Here is a 23,763-nt window from a genome sequence, read left to right as displayed (position 1 = left end):
ATTTTGGAGTAATAAAGCTATGAAAGTATGGTTGTTGTATTTTATAAAATACGTTTATAGAATTTTAAAAAATAAAGATACTTATTCTATTCTTGGTAATATTGCAACTATTATTGTTGCAATAACTGCCATATACGGATATATTTATACAATCAAACCAACATTTGAAATTAAAATGCTAGAAAAACAAGTAGCTATATTAAACGAAAAAGAACAAAATATTACCATCGAAAATCAAAAAATTAGCAAAGAATTATTAAAGAAATCAAATGAACTTAATGTGACCAATATTAGAATAGCCGAACTTAACAAGAAAGAAAACGAGCTTAAAAACACCAATAACGACTTAATTCAACAAATGGAAGTGTATGAAAAAAATATAAAAGATCTAAAAAATAAAGAGTTGGTTGCTAAACAAAATTTAATAGATATAAAAAATTTATATACAAATACAACAATTAAATATATTTCTCATAAAAGTATGTTGTCTGACTTATTGCTCGATAAAAATATCTCTAATATTTTTAAAATAAAAAATATTAATAATATTGAACAAAATTTAAAAAAACTCTGATCTTGCCAATTGATAAAATAGGACAAGAACTTAATGCATTATACAAGTATTTAGATAATGCTAAAAGTATTTCAGAAAGAGATAATTATCAAAATATAATAAAAATATATTCATCTAACATGAAAAAATATCAAGAAATTTTGCATATTCAAGAACCTGATTATAAATTATGGAAAGATAGTTTTTTAAAAGCAGTAGAAGCAAAGCAAAGATTTGTCGATATATGTAAAAAAGTTTACGAAAAAGAGTTTATAGAAATGAATATAAAAGATAATAATTGGAGTGATAGCACCATAAAATATATGCAGGATAGTGGCGAAATAGCAAAAACAGTAGAAGAATATAGTAATTGTGAAGAGAATATTAGTTCACATATAGAATATCTCTTTTTTGCAAAATGGTTAGATAATAAATTTATTATTTTAGAAATGGAATTTGATATGTTGGATCTTATATATGGAAAAATAGATATAAAACAATTAAAAACTCAAAAATTATTATCTCCGCCAAGCGAAGCAGATATAGAAAAATATATTCTGGATATCTATAAAATTAAATAGCCATAATGCTATATAGTCTAATTAATATACTATTTTTAAAAACTAAAATTAAAATAATTATTTAAGTAAAAATAATCAAATTTTAGTTTAATATACTTAAAACACGTAAAAATATACTTAAGAAAACTCTCTAAAATTTTATATTTTTTGATAAATATTATTAAACAAGATAAAATAGTTATCTATTGTTTAAGCTTTCTTGTCCTATACTTTTAAACTTTATATTGAAAAATTTAGAAGAAAGAGCGAGTAATGCGTGAGATTTTGAAGAGAGATGGCACAAGACAAGAATTTGTAGCATATAAGATAGTAGATGCGATAAAAAAAGCATTTGCTAGTGAAAATTTAGCTTATGATGAGAAAGTTTTTACAAATGTTGTCCAAGATATCTTTCAAAAATCAAGCGCGATAACAGTCGAAGACATCCAAGATGCGATCGAAAAAGAGCTATTTAATAGCGGATATTTCGACGTTTTAAAGAGCTTTATGCTCTACCGCCACACACATAAGCTTCAACGTGAGCAAATTTTAGGGCTAAACGAAGATACGACCTACATAAACTCAACCCAAACGATAAATGAGTATATAAACGGCACCGACTGGAGAATTTCTGCAAACTCAAATACAAGCTACTCAAACGCAGGACTCATCAACAACACCGCTGGTAAAGTCATAGCAAACTACTGGCTAGACGCTGTTTATAGCAAAGAAGAAGGTCTTGCTCACAGAAATGGTGACTACCACATCCACGACCTTGACTGCCTTACAGGATACTGCGCTGGCTGGAGTTTGCGAGCTTTGCTAAATGAGGGCTTTAACGGCGTTCGTGGCAGGGTCGAGAGCAAGGCGCCAAAGCACTTTAGAGAGGCGCTTTATCAAATGGCGAATTTCTTAGGAATTTTGCAAAGCGAGTGGGCGGGTGCTCAGGCGTTTTCTAGCTTTGACACCTACCTTGCGCCTTACGTCTTCAAAGACGATCTAAGCGACGCCGAGATCAAAAAGGCGATAACTAGCTTTATATTTAACCTAAACGTCCCTGCGCGCTGGGGACAAAGCCCATTTACAAACGTAACGATAGACATCACCTGCCCAAGTGATCTAAGAGATCAGATCCCAACGAGCGATGATATACACCTTTTTACAAACGTAAAAGATGAGAAAATTTTGAAAAAAGCAAACGAGCGTGGCAGAGAAAAACTAATCGATATGACCTACAAGGACTTCGAGCCAGAGATGGCACGCATAGATAAGGCATTTTACGAGGTTTTAACAGCTGGCGACAAGTGCTCACAGCCTTTTACATTTCCGATACCAACGGTAAATATTACAGAGGATTTTGACTGGGATAGTGAAGTGGCGGATGTGCTCTTTGAAAATACTGCCAAAATGGGCTCAAGCTACTTTCAAAATTTTATCGGTTCACAATATACTTACGATGAAAATGGCAATAAGATAGAAAACGAAAAAGCCTACAAACCAGGACATGTTCGCTCTATGTGCTGCCGTTTGCAGCTTGATCTAAGGGAGCTTTTAAAACGAGGCGGTGGTCTTTTTGGTAGTGCTGAGATGACAGGCTCTATCGGCGTTGTCACTATAAATTTAGCTCGCCTAGGCTACAACTTCAAAGGCGATAAAGTCGCACTTTATAACAGGCTAAGCTATCTTTTGGAGCTTGCTAAATCGACACTTGAAAAGAAGCGTAAATTTATACAAGAGATGTATGACAGGGGGCTTTATCCTTATACGGCTAGATATCTAAAGCACTTTAATAACCACTTTAGTACGATCGGTATAAATGGTATGAACGAACTTCTTAGAAATTTCACAAATGATAAAGAGAATATCTCAACAAAATTTGGACGCGATTTTGCTATTGAGATGGTCGAGTTTTTGCGCGATAAGATAAGGACATTTCAAGAAGAGACTGGAAATTTATACAACCTTGAGGCGACTCCAGCTGAGGGCACAACGTACCGCTTTGCTAAAGAGGATAAAAAGCGCTATCCAGACATCATCCAAGCAGGTGGCGGGGAGAATATTTACTATACAAACTCAACCCAGCTTCCAGCAAATTTTACAGATGATGCTTACGAGGCACTTGATTTGCAAGATGATCTTCAGACTTCATATACTGGCGGCACAGTATTTCACCTTTATATGAAAGAAAGGATCAGCTCACCTAAAGCTTGCAAGGAGCTTGTAAAGAGCATAATCTCAAATTATAAGCTTCCATATATCACGATAACGCCAGTATTTAGTGTTTGTTCAAAACATGGTTACATTGCCGGAGAGCATGAATTTTGTCCGCTTTGCGATGCAGAATTAATAGAAAAAGAGAAAAACAATTCCAAATAAGGAGAGGAAATGACAGAAAAAGAAATTTTAGAAAAAGTACAAGATAAACGCACAAAATGCGTAGTCTATACTCGTGTTATGGGTTATCATCGCCCAGTTGAGAGCTTTAACCTTGGTAAAAAAGGCGAGCATAAAGAGCGTATTAAATTTGACGAATACGCAAGTTGCTGCAAAAGATAATCACCGCAGCCAATAAAAACATAAAAACTCAAATAAAAAAGGCACAATCTTCTGTGCCTTTTAAATCTCAAAAGGTCCATAAATTTGCATAAAGTCTTTAGTATAACGCCATTTACTACGCTTGATTATCCAGACAAAGTGGCTGCGGTAGTTTGGTTTGCAGGCTGTAATATGCGATGCGTGTATTGTTACAATATAGAAGTTGTAAATTCAAATGGCAATATAGAAATGGATGAGGTTTGTAACTTCTTAGATCGCCGCATAGGCAAGCTAAATGGCATTGTCTTTAGCGGTGGCGAATGCACAGCAAATCCTTTGTTTTTAAAACTTGCAAGAGAGGTCAAGTCAAGAAATTTTTACCTAAAGGTCGATACAAATGGCTCTCATATTGAGATTTTAAAAGAGGCGATAGGTGAAGGGCTGATTGACTATATCGCACTTGATTTTAAAGCACCAAAAGAGAAATTTACGGGCATAACTGGCTCAAATTTATATGAAAAATTTATTAGCACACTAAAATATCTACTTGAAATAAATTTTGACTTTGAAGTTAGAACGACTGTACATGCAGACTTGTTAAGTGAGATTGATATAGCTCAGATGTCTGAAGTTCTTTACGAGTTTGGTTATAGAGGTAATTATTATCTGCAAAAATTCCTTAGCACAGGTGAAAATTTTGGAAATTTAGTTGATGCTAAAAGTAGCTTTGATCCGAAAAAAATCATCTCAAAACTTCCTATTAAACTAAGAAATTTTTAAATTTCTACTCATTATTTTTAACAAAAATTTTTGCTTTGCAAAACTATAATCATTAAAACTAATAAGGAGAAACTATGCAAAATTTTAGCTTTTTAAACCCTACAAAAATAGAATTTGGCAAAGACAAAGAGCAAAATATCGGCAGATATATGAAGGAATTTGGCGTTAAAAAGACGCTTATCATCTATGGCAGCGATAGGATCATAAAAAATGGCCTTTTTGATGTCGCAGCAAAGAGTCTAAGTGTTAATGGCATTGAGTTTTGCAAGATCGGTGGCGTGAAGTCAAATCCGGTGCTAAGCAAGGTAAATGAGGCTATAAATTTAGCTAAAAAGCAAGGTGTCGATAGTGTGCTAGCCATAGGCGGTGGCTCAGTGCTTGACACGGCAAAGGCTGTGGCTGCTGGAGTTAAATATAACGGCGACGTTTGGGACTTTTTTACCGGCAAAGATCCAAGAGAAGCGCTTATGATCTTTGACATCATAACGCTTGCGGCAACTGGCTCAGAGATGAACGGCGGCTCGGTCGTCACAAACGAAGCCACGAAACAGAAATTTGCTATGCACGGAGCTTGTCTTTACCCAAAAGTTTCAGTGATAAATCCGCTTCTTCAAGCGAGTGTTAGCAAGGAGTACTTGGTCTATTCTGCTTCTGATATCATCGCTCACAGCATCGAGGGCTACTTTACGGCGAGCATTCAGCCTGAGATCATAAATTTATACATCGAAGCAAACATAAAAACCGTTATGAAAACGACTGAAATTTTACTAAAAGAGCCAGACAATTACGATGCTAGAGGTGAGTTTACCTGGGCTGCTACGATGGCGCTAAATGGCTTAACTTACGTTGGCACAGCTGGCTACTCTTATCCAAATCACATGATCGAGCACGCCATAGGTGCGGTGGTTGATTGCGCGCACGGGGCTGGGCTAAGTGTCGTGATGCCAGCTTGGATGAAGTGGTATAAGAGTAGAAATTTAGAGGCATTTAAGCGCTTTGGCAAAGAAATTTTTGGCGTAGATGACGCAGAGGCAGGTATTGAAAAGCTAAAAGAGTGGTTTAGCAAGATCGGCACGCCAACAAGCCTAATTGAAATCGGCGTTGATGAGTCAAATTTAGACGAGATCATGGCGCTAGTTTATGACTACGCCAAGGGCAGGGGCTTGGAGCAAATTTATACAAAAGAGGCCATAAGCGAAATTTTTGCCTTAGCGAGATAGAATTTATCCAAAATTTACAAAGGATAAACATGAAAAAAGTCGCCCTTATAGCAGGAGCCAGCGGCGCTGTGGGAAGTGAAATTTTAAAAGATTTATGTGGGAGTGAGCACTATAACAAGGTGGTCGCCCTTGTTAGGCATGAGCTAGAATTTACCCATGAAAAGCTTGAAGTAAAGATAGTAAATTTTGATGATTTTAAAGATGAGGTGCCATTTATCGCTGATGACGTCTTTTGCGCGCTTGGCACGACGATGAAAGCGGCAAAGCACAAAGAGCAGTTTTACAAAGTCGATGTGACCTATCCGATAAATTTCGCCAAATTTGGCTTGGAGTGCGGCGCGAAACGCTTTGTTTTGCTCTCAGCTGCAGGCGCAAACAGAAAGTCAGGCTCATTTTACCTAAAGGCAAAGGGTCAAGCAGAAGCAAAGATAAAAGAGCTTGGATATAGCTCATTTCATATCGCTAGACTGCCACTTATCGAGGCTGAGAGAAAGGAATTTAGACTTGGCGAGTATCTGGCGATAAAGGCGTTTAAATTTATCCCAAAAGGCTTTTTTGACGAGTATCGTCCGATGAAGGCAGCTGACATCGCTAAAGTGATCGTGCAAGTAGCACAAGATGACCACAGCGAGGGTGTGAAAATTTATAGCCCAGTGGAGTATGTGAAGTGAAAAGATACATCGCCATCACTGGAGCAAGCTCAGGCATAGGAGCGGCCGCGACAAAGGCATTTGCAAGGCGTGGGGAGAATTTGATCCTAGTTGCAAGGCGCGGCGAGCTTTTAGAGGAGCTAAAAAGCGAGATAGCTAAATTTGCAAATGTCGATGTGGTGATAGAGCTTTGCGATCTCTCAAAGCAAGAAAATGCCCTCTTGCTTTGGCAAAAATTAGAAAAATTTGAGCTAAAAGCGCTTATAAACAACGCTGGCTTTGGCGACTATAACAAGGTTGGCGAGCAAAATTTAGAAAAAATCACGCAGATGATAAATTTAAACATCATCGCTCTTGTGACGCTCTCAACGCTCTTTACTAAAAAATATAAAGACAAAGATACACAGCTTATAAACATCTCTTCGATAGGCGGCTACAAAATCGTGCCAAATGCCGTCACATACTGCGCTAGCAAATTTTTCGTAAGTGCCTTTAGCGAGGGACTTTACCACGAGCTAGCACAGGACAAGCAGGCAAAGATGCAGGCAAAAGTGCTGGCCCCAGCTGCCACAAAGACAGAATTTGGCATGGTGGCAACTAGCAAAGAGAGCTACGACTACGACAAAGCGTTTAAAAAGTACCACACGAGCGAGCAGATGGCGGAGTTTTTGCTTCGCCTTTATGATAGCCACTACTGCGTTGGCTCGGTCGATAGAGATAGCTTTGAGTTTAGCCTAAGTAAGCCTAAATTTGACTATGCGGTCAAATACGAGCCAAAAGATAACTAGGCGCTAAAACCTTGGTAGCCTACGCTAAGGCTAGTAAAGCAAAAGTAGGACAAAATAAAAAGGCAGATCATGAAATGCGTTAGAGTTGCTATTTTAGGGGTTTGTTTGGTAGGCACTTGCTTTGGCGGCGAGCTTAAATTTGATGAAAAGAAATTTGAGCTAAAAAGCGTGCAAGTTGGCGAGAGGACGCTTAAATTTAGAGCCTATGAGGGCATAGTCTATGTGGCAAAGCCAGCTAGTGACTATGAGGTGCTAAATTTCTATGTGCCAGAGGGTAAATTTAGCGACCAAAAAGGGGCTATCTTTATGCCAAACGCGATCGGCGGCTACATGAGCGCAATGCCACAAAAACCAGAAATCCAAAACGAAAAGCCAAATGCCACCCTTGAAGCGCTTCTTAGAGGATACGTCGTGGCAAGCGTTGGCGCTAGGGGCAGGACGCTAAAGGATGGCGAGAAATTTATCGGCAAAGCGCCAGCTGCGATAGTCGATCTAAAAGCGGCCGTTAGATATCTTAAATTTAACGACAAATTTATGCCAGGCGACGCAAATAAGATCATCTCAAACGGCACGAGCGCAGGCGGCGCGATGTCGGCACTTCTTGGCACTAGCGCAAATGCAAAAGAGTATGAGCCATATCTTAAAGAGCTAGGCGCTGCAAAGGCGGACGATCAAATTTATGCCGTCTCAGCCTACTGCCCCGTGACAAATTTAGAGCATGAAGACGAGGCGTATGAGTGGATGTTTGGGGATTTGGATAAATTTGAAATGATTGATTTTACAAGTCTTGATGCGAGCTCTTTTAATGACAGAAGCAAAAAGCCAAAAAAGATGATCACAGGCGAGCTAAACGCCACGCAAAAAGAGCTCTCACGCGAGCTAAAGAGTAAATTTCCAGCCTATCTAAACTCGCTAAATTTAAAAGACGCCAAAGGCCACGCGCTAAGCCTTGATGAAAATGGCGAGGGTAGCTTCAAAGAGTATATAAGCGCTCTCATCTCAAGGGCATTTACCGCTACAAAAAGCAGCGACAAAAGCACGCTAACGCCTAAATTTATAACACTTGACACGCAGGGCTGCTCGCTTGGATATACCTTTAAGCTAGAAGACTTCATCGCTTCGCTAAAACGTGCCAAAGCGGTGGTTGCCTTTGACGGCCTTGGGCTAGAAAATCCAGAAAACGACCTTTTTGGTGATAGCAAAACGCCTGCAAAGCACTTTACTAAATTTGCAAAAGAGCGAAGCGAGGGCGAAATGGCGGAGGCTAGCGTCATAAAGATGATGAATGCGATGAACTACGTCAAAAATAAAAATTCGGTGAAATTTTACCGCATAAGACAGGGCACAAACGACACCGACTTAGCCCTTGCCGTACCTGCTATGCTCGCGCTTTCGCTTAAAAATGCTGGCAAAGAGGTTGATTTTGAAGCGGTCTGGGGACAAGGACATGGCGGCGACTACGATTTAGACGAGCTTTTTGCTTGGATTAAAAGAGTGGTTGAGAAATAAATTTAAGGAAATTTGATGATTAAAAAGCTATTTTTATTAGTATTTTCGGCAGCTTTTGCCTTTGGGGCGGAGGCGAAAGTGAGCTTATACGAGCTGCTTTCAACGCCAAATAACAAGAGCTTGCTAAAGCAGCTTGGCAGGGAAAATATCCTTAGCTCAAAGAGCGAGCCAGGCACACAGGCGATCTTTTTTGCGAGCGCAAAGAGCAAGCCAGAGCTATTTTATGTGCTTGAGTTTTACGAGGACGAGGCGGCTTATAAAAAGCATATAAGCTCAGCGCATTTTAAGAAATTTGCAAGCGCAAGCGCTGAAATTTTAGCTAGCAAAAAGGCTATCAGCGTGAAAAAGAGGGCTGCTTTTTCTAAAAATTTAACGCCAGAGCGCCTAAAAGATGCCTACTTTCACATCACAAATTTAAGCCTTAAGGCAAAAAGCGATGCGAAATTTGAAAAGATCATCAAAAAATATATGCAAAAAAGCGTAGATGAGGGTGCTTACGCGCAGTTTGCCTTTAGTCAAAAAGAGGCACCTAGCAAGTGGGTGCTGGTTGAAATTTACAAAGACGAAGCTAGCTTTGAGAGCTACCGCCACAGCGAAAACTACAAGGCTTATGCCAAAGAGCGAGCAGGGCTGATAGAGGAATTTGACGGCTTTGGTCTTAAGAACGAGATCTCATTTAGCAAGATAAAATTTTAGGAGATGTTATGAAGAAAATTTCACTTTTTTGCGCACTAGTGCTTGTTAGTAGCACGGCTTTTGCCCTTGATAGGGCAGGATGCGAGAGTTTAAAAGATGTGGAAATTTTAAACAACGAGATGATAGATGCGGTGTGGAGTGAGAGTGGCGAAGTATCAGCCGATAAGATGTCTGCGCTAACTGGTGGCAGTAAAAACACTATCAAAGCAAAGCCTCACTGCGTGGTGCATGGCAAACTCTATAAGCGCACCGGAAGTGACGGCAAAGAGTATGCGATAGACTATGAACTAAGGCTGCCAGAGCAGTGGAATGAGAAGTTTTTATTTCAAGGCGGAGGCGGTATGGACGGCTTTGTAGCGCCTGCTCTTGGCGCAGTGCCGATACGCACAAGCACAGCCACGCCAGCGCTTCTTAGAGGTTACGCGGTAGTTACTACAAACTCAGGCCACCCAAAACCAACGGCAGAGTTTGGACTAGATCAGCAAGCAAGGCTAGACTACGCCTATCAGGCGATTGGCAAGGTTACGGACGCATCTAAGCAAATTTTAGTCACCGCATACGCCAAAAAGCCAAAACATAGCTACTTCATGGGCTGCTCAAATGGCGGTAGGGCAGCGCTCATAGCGGCCGAGCGTTATCCACTAGAATTTGATGGTGTCATCGCTGCAAACCCTGGCTTTAGGCTATCTCGCGCGGCGATCGCTCAGCAGTGGGACAATCAAGCCCTTATGAAGATAGCTCCAAAAAATGAAAAAGGCGAGAAAATTTTTGCAAATGCCCTAACTAAGGACGATCTTAACAAGCTAAGCCAAGCCGTGCTAGAAAAATGTGACGCCTTAGACGGACTAAAAGATGGGATCATCAATGCTTGGGAGGCGTGCAAATTTGATCCAAAAAGTCTAAATTTAGATAAGCAAAAGATAGAGGCGATCGAAAAAATCTTTAACGGAGCCAAAAACAGCAAGGGCGAGCAAATTTATAGTGGCTGGTTTTACGACTCAGGCGTGAGCGCTGAGGGCTGGAGGCAATGGAAGCTGGGCGACTCACAAAGCGCCAAGCCAAACGCTAGAAATATCACGCTTTCTAGCGGCTCGGTGAATTACTACTTTTTAACGCCAGCACAGCCAAATTTTGACACGATAAATTTTGACTTTGACAAAGACACGCCAAAGACTTTCGAGACCGCGGCGATAAATGACGCCATCTCAACAAACCTTAGCACATTTAGCGCAAATGGCGGTAAGCTAATCATCGTAACTGGCGTCTCAGACCCAGTCTTCTCAGCAAAAGATCAAAGGGATTGGTTTAAAAAGCTAGAGGCTAATAATGAAAATAGCCAAAATTTCGCGGCATTTTTTGCGCTACCTGGGATGAACCACTGCGGTGGCGGCAACGGCATAGATGACGTCGATCCGCTTAGTGCGCTTGAAGCGTGGCATGAAAAGGGCGAAGCGCCAAAGAGCATGCTAGCAAAAAGCAAGACCTACGCTGGCAAGGAATTTTTAGTGTGTGCGTATCCAAAGGTGGCTACATACGTGGGCGGTGACGTGAGCAAGGCAAGTAGCTTTGTTTGCAAGTAAATTTAAGGGGCAAAAATGAGTGAAATTTTAGTTGTATCAGGTCACACTGACCTTGAAAATTCCTTTGCAAATAAGATTATATTGGGCGAGCTAAAAAAGCAGGTGCCAGAGGCTAAATTTGACATACTAAGCGAGCTTTATAAAAACTACGTGATAGACGTAAAAGCCGAGCAAAAAAAGCTAGTAAAGGCTGATGTGATCGTGCTTGTTTATCCATTTTTCTGGTACGGCGTGCCATCGCTTTTACAAAAGTGGTTTGAGGACGTGCTAGTTCATAGCTTCTCTCATGGCAGCAAGGGAGATAAGCTACGTGGCAAAAAGCTGGTGCTTTCATTTACCTCTGGAGCACCTGAGGAGCTTTATAAAAAAGAGGCGCTTCAGCACTACGAGATAGAGGAGTTTTTACCGCCACTTAGGGCGTTAGCAAATATGTGTGGCATGGAGTTTGCAGGCTATGTTTATAGCGGAGGGCTATCATATCAGAGTAGGCACGATGAGGCAAAGCTTGCTTTGATGAGGCAAAAGGCGCTTGATCATGCAAAGAGGCTAGAGGAGTTGATAGGTAAAATTTCATGATACCGGCGAAATTTTATAGATATGTTTTTGCGTTTATAATGTCAGCATTTATGGCGTTTTTTATGTCATTTGTGCTGACGTATCTAAATCTTGGCTTTGTTGATGGCTTTGTGAAAATTTGGCTAATCGCTTATGTAAAAGCCTTTGTAGTGGCGTATCCTGTGCTTTTGCTAGTCTCTCCATTTGTAACAAAACTCACACAAATTTTATGTAAAAAATAAAATAATAATATACGTTATCAATAAAAATTATTATTTACTTATTTTAATTATTTGGTTATAATCCAATTAAAATTTATCAAAATAGGAGTCAAAATGAGACAGTACGAAACATACAAATGTGAAAAATGCGGCAACGAGATCGAAGTTCAAAAAGTTGGCGGCGGCACACTAACCTGTTGTGGCGAAGAGATGAAGTGCGTGACTGAAAATTTAACAGCTGTAAATTTGATGAAGGCATTTGCTGGCGAGTCACAAGCTAGAAATAAGTATGAGCTTTACGGCGATCTAGCCAAAGAAGCAGGCTATCACGCGATAGCTAGACACTTTTACGAAGCAGCTGAAAATGAGAAATGGCATGCAAGAGCTGAGTTTAAAAAATATCACGAGCTGATGAACGATCCGATCGATAAGATGGATAAAAATTTACTTGATGCGGCAGCTGGCGAAAACTACGAGCATACGACGATGTATCCAGACTTTGCAAAGATCGCAAAAGAAGAAGAGCTAAGAGATGTTGAGAGGCTATTTAACGCGATCGGCAAGGTCGAGGTTGAGCATGAAAGAGAGTATTTAGAGCTTAAAAAGATGCTTGATGAAGAGGGCTTTTTTGAGAGCGACGAGGAAGATATCTGGGTTTGTGAGGTGTGCGGACACGTTCACAGAGGCAAAAAAGCTCCAGGCGCTTGCCCACTTTGCAAGGCTCCAAAAGAGTATTTTAAGCGCGAATTCTTAGGCTAAAAAGCCAAAAAATTTAGCCAAGACTGGCGCCTTGGCTAAATTTAATAAATTTAAATCTATTTAAAATAAAAAAGTTATATAATCTCCTTAAATTTTCACAAGGAGAAAGAGATGAAAAAATCACTTTTAGTTTTAACTACTCTTGGCTTTGCATTAAGCCTAAACGCTGCAGATCTTACAGATACTTGCAAATCATACTTCTCAGATATCGACAAAATGGTCGAAGCTTACAAACAAGCTGGTCAAGAGCAACAAGTAAAAATGTATGAAGATCAAAAGAAACAATCAATGGATCAACTAGCTTCTTTACCAAAAGAGCAACAAGACGCTACTTGCAAACAAGCTAAAGAGATGTTTGCTCAAGTAATGGACCAAATGAAAAAACAAGGTCTTTTAAAATAAACCTCCATGTGGCTAGGCTCTCTAGCCACGTTTTTTAATCATCGCTTGCTAACTCGCTATTAACACCAATCTCTTTTATATCTATCTCTTTTTGTTCATCTGGAGATAAACGTTTAAAATTTTCAAGCCTACTGACAAGACCATCTCTGCCACTAAAACTTGCTGCTAGGGCATTAAAATGTTTATTTGCAGTATTTAGTGTATTGCTAAGTCTATTCATATGCTCGGCCACATTGCGGACTTTATCATAAATTTTAATCGCACTCTTTACGATATTTTTGGCCTCTTCATTGCCACGCTCTATGCGCCATAAATTTGCCACTGTGCGAAGAATAGGCATAAGGGTAGAGTGAGAGACTAAAACCACGCGTTTTTCAAATGCATAGTCAAAAAGTGTGCTATCAAATTTCATAGCCTCAAGGTAAGCTGGCTCTATCGGCACAAACATAAGCACAAAGTCAGGGCTTTCAGGTACGATATCGCCGTAGTTTTTACTATTTAGACTGTCTATATGACCTTTCATAGAAACGATATGCTCTTTTAGAGCCAAATTTAACTCATTGTCATTACTAGCCCTAATGGCTTTTTCATAGGCGATTAGTGAGACCTTAGAGTCTATTATCAGATGTTTGCCGTCAGGGATTTTTACTACAAAATCAGGAATAAAGCGTTTGCCCTCTTCATCTTTGTAATTTTGCTGGGTGAAGTAGTGTTCACCTTTTATGAGCCCAGAAGCCTCAAACGTCCGCTCAAGCTGCATTTCTCCCCAATTTCCAAGTGTTTTGTTGCTACCTTTTAGAGCAGTTGCAAGTGAGTTTGCTTCTTTTGACATAGTGATGCCGATATCACTTATGTGTTTGATCTGCGTTCCTAGCGCACTCATGCCTTTAACTGACGCGTCATGGACTGCATTTACGCGCTCTTGAAAGGTTGAAATTTGCTCCTTTAGTGGCTTTAGTAAAAGATCTAAAGAATTTTGGCTATTTTGTGTGAAATTTGCACTTTTTTCTTCAAATATTTTATTTGCAAGATTAGAAAATTCCAAATTTAATTCATTTTTTACTTTTAATAAATTTGCCTCTTGCTCTTTTAGGCTATTTTCTTTTGCTTCTATTTCATTTCTAAGCACAGCCATATCACGTTTTAATCTATTTTCTCTCTCACTTGCTTCAACTAAAGCATTTTTATTTTGATTTAGCTCGGCTAGTGTTGCAGTGAAATTTGCCTCGTTATTCTTGGCCCTTTCATTTGCTGTACCGATACTCTCTTTAAGCTCGTTTATCACGCGCTCCATCGCATCTTCGGCTTCATCTTTTTGTGCTATTTTGGTTTTTAGCGCATCGATCTCGCCGATGAGCTCGTCTATTCGCTCGTGATTTGACATAAGTCTTGCTTTTTGCTCACTGATTAGCTGCAGATTTTCACTATTTTTAGATACTAAATTTGTTAGATTTGATGAAATTTCAAAATTTTCTTGCTCTTTTTGCGCCAAATTTCGCTTTAGCTCGAGTTTGTCTCTATTAAATGAATAGATGACAAATATCGCAATCAAAAATAGTATTCCTAAAAATATGGCAGCATAAAAATAGAAATCTTGTTGCATTTAGTATCCTTAAAAAAATGAAGAAATTTTTATATTTTTATAAAAGCAAAGAGACACTCCTTGCTTTTATAGTAAATTTTTATGCTTCTAGCACTGCACCGTTGCTTGCGTTTGTGACTAGTTTGCGGTATTGCCTTAGCCAGCGAGAGGTTAGCGGTTTATCAACTGGCTTAAATTCTGCTCTTCTCTTTGCGATCTCAGCCTCGCTTAGGCGAACGTTTATCTCGTATTTATCGACGTCTATATCGATGATATCGCCATCTTGTAGCAAACCTATCATGCCGCCTTCAGCCGCTTCTGGGCTTACGTGACCGATGCTTAGACCTCTTGTCGCTCCGCTAAAGCGACCATCTGTGATGAGCGCCACGTCTGCGCCAAGGCCTCGTCCCATGATGAGTGAAGTAGGGCTTAGCATCTCTTGCATGCCAGGGCCTCCGCGCGGACCTTCGTATCGGATGACGACGACATCGCCTTTATCTACTTTGCCACTTGAGATGCCAGCAATCGCTTCATCTTGTGAGTTAAAGCAGACCGCTTTGCCACTAAATTTACGCTCACCAACGATGCCAGCTGTCTTGATGACACAGCCTTGCTCAGCTAAATTTCCAAATAAAATGGCAAGTCCGCCAACTTGCGAATAGGCGTTTTCTACTTTGTGAATGATGCTTTCATCTTTGATGTCACTTACCTTTACACGCTCTCCTAAAGTTTCGCCACTAACTGTGAGATTATCCAAATTTAGCATGCCATTATCTCTGCGTGAAATTTCTTTTATTACTGCATTCATGCCACCAGCTCTACCGATGTCCTCCATGTGCACATTTGGTAAGCTTGGGCTGATCTTAGCGATGTGAGCGATGTTTTGGCTGATCTTATTTAGCTCTTTGATGTCTAAATTTACGCCAGCCTCTCTTGAGATGGCTAGCATATGAAGAACGGTGTTGCTGCTACCACCCATCGCCATATCAACGACAAGCGCGTTGCGGATCGCTTTTTCATTTAGTATGTTTCTTATCTTAAATTTCTCATCAAGTGCGATCTGGCAGATCCTACGAGCAGCCTGCCTGATGAGCTCCTCACGCTCTGGAGTTAGCGCCAGGATGGTGCCGTTGCCAGGGAGTGCTATGCCCATCGCTTCACAAAGTGTGTTCATAGAATTTGCTGTAAACATACCACTACAGCTACCACCACTTGGACATGCGTTGCACTCGATATCTTTTAGCTCAGCCTCATCTATCTCTTTGGTCTCAAATTTACCAACCGCCTCAAACGCAGTCGCAAGATCTATCGGCTTGCCATCTTTTGTGTAGCCTTTTTTCATAGGGCCACCGCTTACAAACACGGTTGGTACATTTACTCTTAAAGCGCCCATAACCATGCCAGGGACGATCTTGTCGCAGTTTGGCATACAAACAAGTGCGTCAAGCGCATGCGCGTTCATCACGGTTTCTATCGAGTTTGCGATGATTTCGCGGCTAGGCAAGCTATATAGCATGCCTCCATGCCCCATCGCTATGCCATCATCAACACCTATGCAGTTAAACTCAAATGGAATACAGCCATTCTTGCGAATCTCATCTTTTAAAATTTGTGCATATTTGTTTAAGAAAAAGTGGCCTGGAATGATCTCTATAAAGCTGTTTGCAACGCCGATAAAGGGTTTAGCAAAGTCATCGTCTTTTAGCCCAGTCGCACGCAAAAGTGAGCGGTGTGGAGCTCTTGTGTAGCCTTTTTTGATTATGTCGCTTCTCAAATTTGATCCTTTTTTAAAATTTGAGAGGATTTTATCACATATAAAGTATCAAAGATTTTAAAAAAATTTTGCAAATTTAAAAATTTTTTTATTACATAAATAACACATTAAATTTTTAAAATTTATCCAAAAAGGATGAGCTAAATAGCTACGAAATTTTGGTAATTTTAATCAAAGCAGTATGCAAAATAATAACGTAAAAATATTATCAATGTGTTATAAATATTGATTTATAGGGCTTTATTGTACTCTGGTACAATTTACAAGACTTATGAAAATTTATACAATGCGATAAATTTTTTTAACAAGGATGAGAAAATGATCGCAAAAACAGAGGGCATAAAAGTGATGCCAATGCAAACTAAAATTTTAAATTCTGGCGCAAACTTTTATGAAAATAACTTCACAAATACAACTTTAATTTTTCCTTTTTACGCGAAGAAGTAAAACAACTTCTAATCTCCAAAACAAGAGCGATTAGCTTTTATTTTAAATTTAATTTATAGTTAAGAGAGTTTTATATGCAAAGTGAAAAAATAGAAATTTTACTTGATGAAGTGAATGAAACAATAGATTCGATATTTAGAACCTGTAATAAAAATGGTGGAACAAAGAAAGCTTTGGAAAATAGAAAGCTAAATAAAGAAATTTTAAAAGATAAATTTGCATCGATCTTTTTAAAATTTGACCAGATAGATGATGATAATTTTAAAAGCATAGTTCTTTCAAGTGATGAGATAAAAGAGCTAAGCGATATGGTAAAAACATTCGAAGCGGATAAAGATATAGACTTGCCAGAGCTAGAGCGAGCGATAAATTTTAACCTTACTAGAATCAAAGAAGCAATCTATAAATTTCAAAACAACAACTAAAAGCTGGTGCGAGAAAAATCTCACACCAGATACTGCTAATAACTAAATACCTCCGGATCAATAACCATCGCCCTATAAGCGACATCATCTCTTGAAGCAGAGTCCACATCCATCTCAAATTTGATCTCATTTGTCTTTGGATCGATCTCAACTAAGACCATTTTGATAGTCTTGTCAGGACGGAGTAAATTTACATTTGAGCTTGAGATAAAGTAGGTGCTTTTATCCTTTTGCCACTCAACGTTGCTAGTGACTGCGCTATAAAAGTCAAAGCCACGCTCCTTGCCAAACTGCCAAGTCTGCTCGACTGTGCCCTTTTTCTCATCTATCTTGTACTCAACCGCGCGGGAGTATTTATCCTCTTTAAAGGCTGGCTGCTCCATGCCCCTTGCATCGCCATTGTCAAAGACACTTAGGTGTTTTATGCTGCCTTTGTTGTCGTATCTTGGCGTTAGCCATGCAGTGTGCTGAGTCCATGACCAGTCAAATTCGCCCTCGCATTTTGAGTTTTCGCATTTTATTTTATTGCCTTTGCTATCGACTGGAGTTAGCACTTTGGCTTTAAATTCTTCACTCCAGCCCTCAGGCGAAGCTAGTATCCATTTTACTTTTTTATCGCGTCCGATTTTAACGATGCCTTGGTGGCGAAGTGAGAGGATGATACTATCATCGCTCTCATCGTATGAGATAGAATTTACGTGAGCCCAGTTTCTGCCTGTGCCAGTAGAGGTGATATCGCCAAATGGCAAATCATTACTTATCTTTATCTCTTTTGCGTCCATGTCGATGTTTAGGCAAACAGCTCTAGCATCAAGCGCTTTTATGAGGTTGCTGCGGTAGACGTTGTTACCAAAAATTTCATTTAAATCCCACTCTTCGACCACTTTACCGGTGCTATCGACCTCGATGATGTGATCTCTTATGGTGTGAGAAATTTTGCCATCTTTGTGGTGGTAGTTGTATTTGCCAACTCTAAGAAGTGCGTGATCATCCTTTAATGGCATAACTTCATGGCTTAGGTCGATGTAGCCTCTTGGAAGCGGGCGGTTATAAATTTCTTTTCCCATAAGGTCATATCTTAGATATCTTTGAGCCATACCAAAGCTGATATCGCCGTTTTTTAGCTGATGAAAGCCCATCATCATGCCTCCATCCATCACTCTGCGCTCGCTGCGGTCGTAAAATTTTTGATAGTCAAGATACCATCTGACCTCGCCTTTGGTATCTACGATGTAGTTTTCGGTAAAGTCGTTCCAGCTAGCAGCTCCGCCGTTTTTCCAGTCAAGCGGCTTATAAACGCTCGTGATCGTATTGTTGATGAGATAGAGCCTATTTTTAAACGCAGGATCGACCTTTTTGACGCGAGTCTTTTGCATGTGAGAAAATCTAAAATCACGGCTATATGTGACGATAGGCTGGGCGTAAATTTTATACGTTTCTATCTTTTTAGCTCCGTTAAATGTGTAGCTTACGACTACTTCATTTAGATAGTCAGGGTAAAGGCCCCAAATAGGCACACCATCATGCGTAAGCAGGGCATGCTCTGAGACGTTGTAGTCGATGTCGATACCGCCATCTGGCTTGCCTTTTACTTTGACATGGATATCTTTGATATCTTTGCCAGCTCTATCGATGATAGCAGTTAGAGGCGATACATCGTAAGGATTTATAAAGACTGAGCCAAGCTCGCCTTGAACCTTTACGTGATGAGCCAGGACTCCAGCCTCTAGTGGAGTGATGCCTATACTAAGACCACTAACCAAAACAGCCGCAAGGGCAACAGAACCTAAGAAATTCTTGCTCATTTTCGCTCCTTTAATAAAATTTAATGATATCTTACTACCCAAATTTCACACAAAACTAACGCTTATATGAAAAGTGGCTTAAATAAATTTATAAAAGAGTTGTTTTAAAGGGTGAAAATAAAAAGAAGAATTTAGGAGCAAATGCCCCTAAATTTTAGTTATTTGCGTCAAATTTCTTAAGAGAAAAAAGAACAAATTTATAGCTAGCAAATAGTGTCACTGGCCAAAGTATCAAAAAAATTCCTGCTTCTAACATCTTTTATCCTTAGTATGCGTGATGATCGTTTTTGATCTCATCTTGTGTGATCTTCTTGCTATCTATCGCTCGCCAAACGATGATGATATAAGCAAGCACTACTGGTACTAGCAAGCTAACATAGGCCATAACGCCAAGTGTATAGTGGCTAGAGCTTGCGTTTTTGATAGTTAGCGAGCTAGCAAGGTCGCTAAATGACGGATAAAATGCAGTGCCATTTAGTCCTGTTATCAAAAATAGCGCGGTTACAGCAAGCGTAACGCCAACGCCATAAGCAAAAATTCCACGAATGCTTTTTGTAAATGCCCCTTGGAAAATTCCAACAAGCACCAAAACAACGCCAACAAGAAGCAATATGCCAGCGATAGGCATCTCGATCAAATTTATAGCGTATTTGTAAGCAACAAGGCTAACTACGCCGTTTGCGTCGTATGCAAAGCCATCTTTTATAAGTATCCAAGCAAGAAAGCCTAGGAAAAATGGCAAGAATAGCACGGTGTTGATAATTAGCTGTTTTCTAGCGTTTTGTATAAATTCGCCATCAGCGATGTTGTTTATAAGATATAAGCAGCCACCTACGCGAGATAAGAAAAACATCGCTATGCCAAGCAAATACAAGTAAGGATTTGCCAATGCTTCAAGACCGCGAAACGGAGTCTTCCACTCGACAAAGTTGTGCTCATTTAGCACAAAGTCGCTTCCGCTAAAAAATGTACTAACTGCCATGCCAATAAGGATAACGCCAAGTGAGCCATTTATGAAAAGGAAAATTTCATAAGTTCTAGCGCCTAAGAAGTTATTAGGCTTTTTGCGGTACTCGTAGCTTACAGCTTGGATGATAAAGCAAAATAAAATAGCCAGCCAAACCCAGTAAGCACCACCAAAGCTAGTAGCGTAAAATAGCGGGAACGCCGCAAAGCACGCGCCTCCAAACATAACAAGCGTTGTAAATGTAAGCTCCCATTTTCTACCGATAGAATTTATGAGCATATCTTTTTTAAGCTCGTCCTTGCCAAGGCTAAAGATGAGCGACTGACCGCCTTGAACAAACATCATAAATACCAAAAGTCCGCCAAGAAGGCTAACTATAAACCACCAATAAATTTGTAAATTTTCTAAGCTTAAACTATGCATGGTCGTTAAATCCTATCTTTATTTGCTTAAGCATGATTTTGATCTCAGCAATTAGCAAGACCGTAAATAAAACAGCAAATAATATAAATGAAATTTTGATATTTGAGTCTGCTAAATTCGTAGCTCCAACGCCAACGGTCATGAGATCTTGTATCACCCATGGCTGACGACCGACCTCTGCTACTATCCAGCCAGCTTCAGCTGCGATGTAGCCAAGCGGTATAGTAAAGAGGCAGATCCACAAAAATGCTCTTATGTTTTCAAATTTATATTTTCTTGAGAGATTTAGATAAAGAGTGATAGCAAAAAGAGCTATAAAGTAAGTGCCAAGTGCAACCATGATGTGGAAGCTATAAAATGTAAGTGCAACTGGTGGCACAGCATCTTTTGCATCTTTAAGATAGCCATATCCTAAGAAATTTAGGTTGCTCTCTAAATTTGAAAGTGAGCTTTTCATCAAGCTCTCGTCGTTTGCTTTTTTAGCCTCTTTGTAGTTTTTAAGAGCTTCGATAGCTACTTTGCCCTTTGCCATCTTCTCTTCAACGCTTATTAGATTGTGCTCGCTGTTGCCATAAAGTAGGTCATTCATGCCTGGTGTAAATGAGTCAAGCTCTCTGTTTGCCATGATGCCAAGTGCGTAAGGTACCTTTATCTCAAGCAAAAAGGCATCGCTCTCGTCGCCAAGCTTTTTAGCTAGGTTTAAAATACCAGCGGCAACTAGACCAGCGTTTTTCTCGCCCTTATAAAGTCCCTCCATCGCAGCAAGCTTCATAGGCTGCTTTTGAGCTACAAAATATGCGCTCTCATCGCCACTAAGTAACAAAAATGCCGAAGTGATAAGGCCAAATGCGCTAGCAACGACGATACTTTTTTTAGCTAGCAAGATGTGGCGTTTTTTGATTAAAAACCAAGCAGAAATTCCTATCACAAAAAGAGCCGAGATAGTGTAGCCGCTAGTTACTGTGTGCAAAAATTTGCTAATGCCAAGAGGATTTAGCGCGACTTCAAAGAAATTTTCCATCTCCATTCTTGCAGTATCTGGGTTAAATTTCATGCCTATAGGATATTGCATCCAGCCATTTGCGATTAAGATCCAAAGTGCGCTTAAATTTGAACCGATCGCGACAAGCCAAGTTGAAAGCAGGTGAAATTTCTTGCTAACCTTTTCCCAGCCAAAAAACATAATGGCAAAAAATGTACTCTCCATAAAAAATGCGAGCAAGCCCTCAATCGCAAGTGGAGCGCCAAATATATCGCCTACAAACCAGCTGTAATTCGCCCAGTTTGTACCAAATTCAAACTCCATAATGATGCCAGTAGCCACACCGATAGCGAAATTTATACCAAAGAGCTTTAGCCAAAATTTCGTTATCTCAAGCCAGACTTTATCGCCGGTTTTAACATATATCGTCTCCATAATGGCGATGATAAAACTTAGCCCCAAAGTAAGTGGGACAAACAAAAAGTGGTAAATGGCAGTCAGCGCAAACTGAGCCCTAGACCAGTCAACAAAATCCATCTCAGACATTTTATTCCTTTATTAAATTACGAATTACAAATTCGCTTTTTTCTTCGTCGGTTTGAAATTTGGTATTTAGAGTCTCGTTAAAGATGAAGGCTTTTAAAATTCCAAACATGATGATAAGCTTTATTATTATGAGAAGCCATAATTTTTTGCCTATTTTCATGTTTTTAAAGCCCTCTATATATAAAGAGGCAATGATGTTTAGGTAGTTTTTTATCATAGTTTGTGAAGTCTATAACAAAAAGACTTAAAGAATAATTTTTAAAATTTATACGATTAATGCCTTACTAAATATTTAAGGGGTATAATCCGCAATTAAAAAATAAATAAATTTAAGGAAATTTAATGGCAAAAGAGACGAAGTATATTTTTATCACAGGTGGCGTTTTAAGCTCACTTGGAAAAGGCATCGCAGCTGCGTCTATCGCGACTCTTTTAAAAAATTCCGGCTTAAAAGTAAGTGTTTTAAAAGCTGATCCATATATCAACGTAGATCCTGGCACGATGAGTCCGCTAGAACACGGCGAAGTTTTTGTTACAGATGATGGCGCAGAGACAGATCTTGACCTTGGTCATTATGAGAGATTTTTAGATGAGAGCCTAAGTCAAGATAATAACTTCACAACGGGCAGAGTTTATAGCTCTGTTATAGAAAAAGAGCGAAGAGGCGATTACCTTGGAAAGACTATACAAGTGATCCCTCACATCGTTGGCGAGATAGTTGATCGCATCAAAAAAGCAGGCGAGGGCAAAGATGTGCTCATAGTTGAGATCGGTGGAACCGTTGGTGATATCGAGGGATTACCATTTTTAGAGGCGATAAGAGCGCTAAGAGTGGAAGTTGGCAAAAAAAGAGCACTAAATATCCACCTAACGCTTGTGCCATTTATCAAAGTAGCCGGCGAGCTAAAGACAAAACCAACCCAGCACAGCGTAGGTGAGCTAAGACGTATAGGCATAACCCCAGACATCATCATCTGTAGATCTGAAATGCCACTAAACCGCGAGCTAAAAGATAAGATCGCAGCAAGCTGTGGTGTTGAGAAAAACTGCGTTATAGAGAGCTTGGATAGTGCAAGTATCTATCAAATTCCGCTTTCATTTTTAAAACAAGATATACTAACTCCAATCGCTGAAAATTTAGGCTTTAATGAGCTAAAACCAGACATGGCAAAGTGGGATAGCCTAGTAAAAAGGATAATCGCTCCAACAAATGAAACTACAATAGCATTTGTGGGTAAATATATCGATCTAAAAGAGAGCTACAAGAGCCTAACTGAGGGCATTATCCATGCTGGAGCAAATTTAGACGCTAGGGTAAATTTACGCTGGATAGATAGCGAAAAGATAGAAGAGAACAATGTAAATGAGCTTTTAAAAGACGTGGATGGCATCTTAGTAGCTGGCGGCTTTGGTGAAAGGGGCGTTTTAGGCAAAATGCAGGCTATAAAATTTGCTCGTGAAAATAAAATCCCTTATCTTGGAATTTGCCTTGGTATGCAGCTAGCACTAATTGAGTTTGCAAGGGATGTTTTGGGCTTAGAGGATGCAAATTCTATGGAATTTGACAAAGAGTGTAAAAACCCTATCATCTATCTAATCGATAGCTTTATCGACGCTCATGGCAAAAAACAGATAAGAACGCACACAAGCCCACTTGGCGGTACGATGAGGCTTGGAGCATATAACTGTGAGATAAAACCAAAGACACTTCTAGCTGAAATTTATGGCAATGCAAAAAGTGTCAAAGAGCGTCACCGCCACCGCTACGAGGCAAATCCAAAATATAAAGAAATTTTTGAGAAAAATGGTCTTTTGGTAAGTGGCGAGAGCGATGGACTGATAGAGGCTATCGAGCTAAAAGGCCATCCGTGGTTTGTGGGTGTACAGTGTCATCCTGAATTTACTAGCCGTCTAACTAAGCCAAATCCTGTGATATTAGGCTTTATAAAGGCAAGTTTAGAAAACGTCAAATCTTAAATTTAGAGCCATCTGGCTCTAAAAATT

At 39.6% G+C, this 23,763-nt stretch carries 22 protein-coding genes and 1 pseudogene; 17 read left to right on the top strand and 6 right to left on the bottom strand.

Features of this window, described 5'->3' with window-relative positions:
- The first annotated feature begins 19 nt into the window (after positions 1 to 19).
- The 14 genes and pseudogenes from CYO92_RS00535 (at position 20) to CYO92_RS00470 (ending at position 12,808) form a co-directional block, all read left to right on the top strand.
- The gene (locus CYO92_RS00535) at positions 20 to 574 is read left to right on the top strand and encodes a hypothetical protein (protein ID WP_103589209.1); all 555 of its coding nucleotides are present in this window, start codon (positions 20 to 22) and stop codon (positions 572 to 574) included.
- Positions 575 to 576: 2 nt separating this feature from the next.
- A complete protein-coding gene (locus CYO92_RS00530) occupies positions 577 to 1,134 on the top strand; it encodes a hypothetical protein (protein WP_103589208.1) in 558 nt (185 codons plus the stop codon).
- Positions 1,135 to 1,386: 252 nt separating this feature from the next.
- A pseudogene (locus CYO92_RS00525) lies at positions 1,387 to 3,669 on the top strand (ribonucleoside triphosphate reductase).
- Between the two features lie 84 nt (positions 3,670 to 3,753).
- Positions 3,754 to 4,428, top strand: a complete 675-nt coding sequence (locus tag CYO92_RS00520) for an anaerobic ribonucleoside-triphosphate reductase activating protein (RefSeq protein WP_103589206.1) — start codon at positions 3,754 to 3,756, stop codon at positions 4,426 to 4,428.
- A gap of 74 nt (positions 4,429 to 4,502) precedes the next feature.
- Complete coding sequence (locus CYO92_RS00515) at positions 4,503 to 5,648, top strand: iron-containing alcohol dehydrogenase (protein WP_103589205.1); 1,146 nt, start codon at positions 4,503 to 4,505, stop codon at positions 5,646 to 5,648.
- Positions 5,649 to 5,677: 29 nt separating this feature from the next.
- Complete coding sequence (locus CYO92_RS00510; RefSeq protein ID WP_009295203.1) at positions 5,678 to 6,319, top strand: NAD(P)H-binding protein; 642 nt, start codon at positions 5,678 to 5,680, stop codon at positions 6,317 to 6,319.
- Positions 6,316 to 7,086 (top strand): SDR family NAD(P)-dependent oxidoreductase, encoded by a 771-nt coding sequence (locus CYO92_RS00505; RefSeq protein WP_103589204.1) that lies wholly within the window; start codon positions 6,316 to 6,318, stop codon positions 7,084 to 7,086. The genes CYO92_RS00510 and CYO92_RS00505 overlap by 4 nt, the downstream gene beginning before the upstream one ends.
- A 69-nt stretch (positions 7,087 to 7,155) precedes the next feature.
- Positions 7,156 to 8,595, top strand: a complete 1,440-nt coding sequence (locus CYO92_RS00500) for a subtype B tannase (RefSeq protein WP_103589203.1) — start codon at positions 7,156 to 7,158, stop codon at positions 8,593 to 8,595.
- A 15-nt stretch (positions 8,596 to 8,610) separates the two neighbouring features.
- Positions 8,611 to 9,291, top strand: a complete 681-nt coding sequence (locus tag CYO92_RS00495; RefSeq protein ID WP_103589202.1) for a putative quinol monooxygenase — start codon at positions 8,611 to 8,613, stop codon at positions 9,289 to 9,291.
- Between the two features lie 8 nt (positions 9,292 to 9,299).
- A complete protein-coding gene (locus tag CYO92_RS00490) occupies positions 9,300 to 10,871 on the top strand; it encodes a tannase/feruloyl esterase family alpha/beta hydrolase (protein ID WP_103589201.1) in 1,572 nt (523 codons plus the stop codon).
- A gap of 15 nt (positions 10,872 to 10,886) precedes the next feature.
- Positions 10,887 to 11,447: an NAD(P)H-dependent oxidoreductase gene (locus CYO92_RS00485; RefSeq protein ID WP_103589200.1), complete on the top strand. Its 561-nt coding sequence runs from the start codon at positions 10,887 to 10,889 to the stop codon at positions 11,445 to 11,447.
- A gap of 38 nt (positions 11,448 to 11,485) precedes the next feature.
- Complete coding sequence (locus tag CYO92_RS00480; RefSeq protein WP_316246169.1) at positions 11,486 to 11,668, top strand: DUF2798 domain-containing protein; 183 nt, start codon at positions 11,486 to 11,488, stop codon at positions 11,666 to 11,668.
- A 93-nt stretch (positions 11,669 to 11,761) separates the two neighbouring features.
- Positions 11,762 to 12,406, top strand: coding sequence for a ferritin family protein (locus CYO92_RS00475; protein ID WP_021091887.1), 645 nt, complete (start codon positions 11,762 to 11,764; stop codon positions 12,404 to 12,406).
- 111 nt (positions 12,407 to 12,517) lie between these two features.
- A complete protein-coding gene (locus tag CYO92_RS00470) occupies positions 12,518 to 12,808 on the top strand; it encodes a DUF5339 domain-containing protein (protein WP_103589199.1) in 291 nt (96 codons plus the stop codon).
- Between the two features lie 34 nt (positions 12,809 to 12,842).
- On the opposite strand, the gene rmuC is transcribed toward CYO92_RS00470, so the two are convergent.
- A complete protein-coding gene (gene rmuC / locus CYO92_RS00465) occupies positions 12,843 to 14,411 on the bottom strand; it encodes a DNA recombination protein RmuC (protein WP_103589198.1) in 1,569 nt (522 codons plus the stop codon).
- A gap of 79 nt (positions 14,412 to 14,490) precedes the next feature.
- Positions 14,491 to 16,164 carry a dihydroxy-acid dehydratase gene (ilvD, locus tag CYO92_RS00460; RefSeq protein ID WP_103589197.1) on the bottom strand — a complete coding sequence of 558 codons (1,674 nt, stop codon included), beginning with the start codon at positions 16,162 to 16,164 and terminating at the stop codon, positions 14,491 to 14,493.
- A gap of 243 nt (positions 16,165 to 16,407) precedes the next feature.
- Here ilvD and CYO92_RS09205 point away from each other — a divergent pair, with 243 nt between their 5' ends.
- Complete coding sequence (locus CYO92_RS09205; RefSeq protein WP_141089774.1) at positions 16,408 to 16,611, top strand: hypothetical protein; 204 nt, start codon at positions 16,408 to 16,410, stop codon at positions 16,609 to 16,611.
- Positions 16,612 to 16,685: 74 nt separating this feature from the next.
- On the top strand, positions 16,686 to 17,036 hold the full coding sequence (locus CYO92_RS00455; RefSeq protein WP_103589196.1) for a hypothetical protein: 351 nt from the start codon (positions 16,686 to 16,688) through the stop codon (positions 17,034 to 17,036).
- A gap of 35 nt (positions 17,037 to 17,071) precedes the next feature.
- On the opposite strand, the gene CYO92_RS00450 is transcribed toward CYO92_RS00455, so the two are convergent.
- The 4 genes from CYO92_RS00450 to CYO92_RS00435 form a co-directional block, all read right to left on the bottom strand.
- Entirely contained in the window at positions 17,072 to 18,841 is a 1,770-nt protein-coding gene (locus tag CYO92_RS00450) for an aryl-sulfate sulfotransferase (protein WP_103589195.1), read from the bottom strand.
- A gap of 265 nt (positions 18,842 to 19,106) precedes the next feature.
- A complete protein-coding gene (locus CYO92_RS00445; protein WP_103589194.1) occupies positions 19,107 to 20,231 on the bottom strand; it encodes a cytochrome d ubiquinol oxidase subunit II in 1,125 nt (374 codons plus the stop codon).
- A complete protein-coding gene (locus CYO92_RS00440; RefSeq protein WP_103589193.1) occupies positions 20,224 to 21,759 on the bottom strand; it encodes a cytochrome ubiquinol oxidase subunit I in 1,536 nt (511 codons plus the stop codon). The genes CYO92_RS00445 and CYO92_RS00440 overlap by 8 nt, the downstream gene beginning before the upstream one ends.
- A gap of 1 nt (position 21,760) precedes the next feature.
- Positions 21,761 to 21,976, bottom strand: coding sequence for a DUF4492 domain-containing protein (locus CYO92_RS00435; RefSeq protein WP_021091886.1), 216 nt, complete (start codon positions 21,974 to 21,976; stop codon positions 21,761 to 21,763).
- 125 nt (positions 21,977 to 22,101) lie between these two features.
- Here CYO92_RS00435 and CYO92_RS00430 point away from each other — a divergent pair, with 125 nt between their 5' ends.
- Positions 22,102 to 23,736, top strand: coding sequence for a CTP synthase (locus CYO92_RS00430; RefSeq protein ID WP_084109918.1), 1,635 nt, complete (start codon positions 22,102 to 22,104; stop codon positions 23,734 to 23,736).
- Positions 23,737 to 23,763: the final 27 nt, after the last annotated feature.

Origin of the sequence: Campylobacter concisus (assembly GCF_002913715.1) — a bacterium.
Classification (GTDB): domain Bacteria; phylum Campylobacterota; class Campylobacteria; order Campylobacterales; family Campylobacteraceae; genus Campylobacter_A; species Campylobacter_A concisus_AG.
The sequence above is the reverse complement of the archived record's forward strand: the minus strand, read 5'-3'. Positions and strand labels throughout refer to the sequence as shown.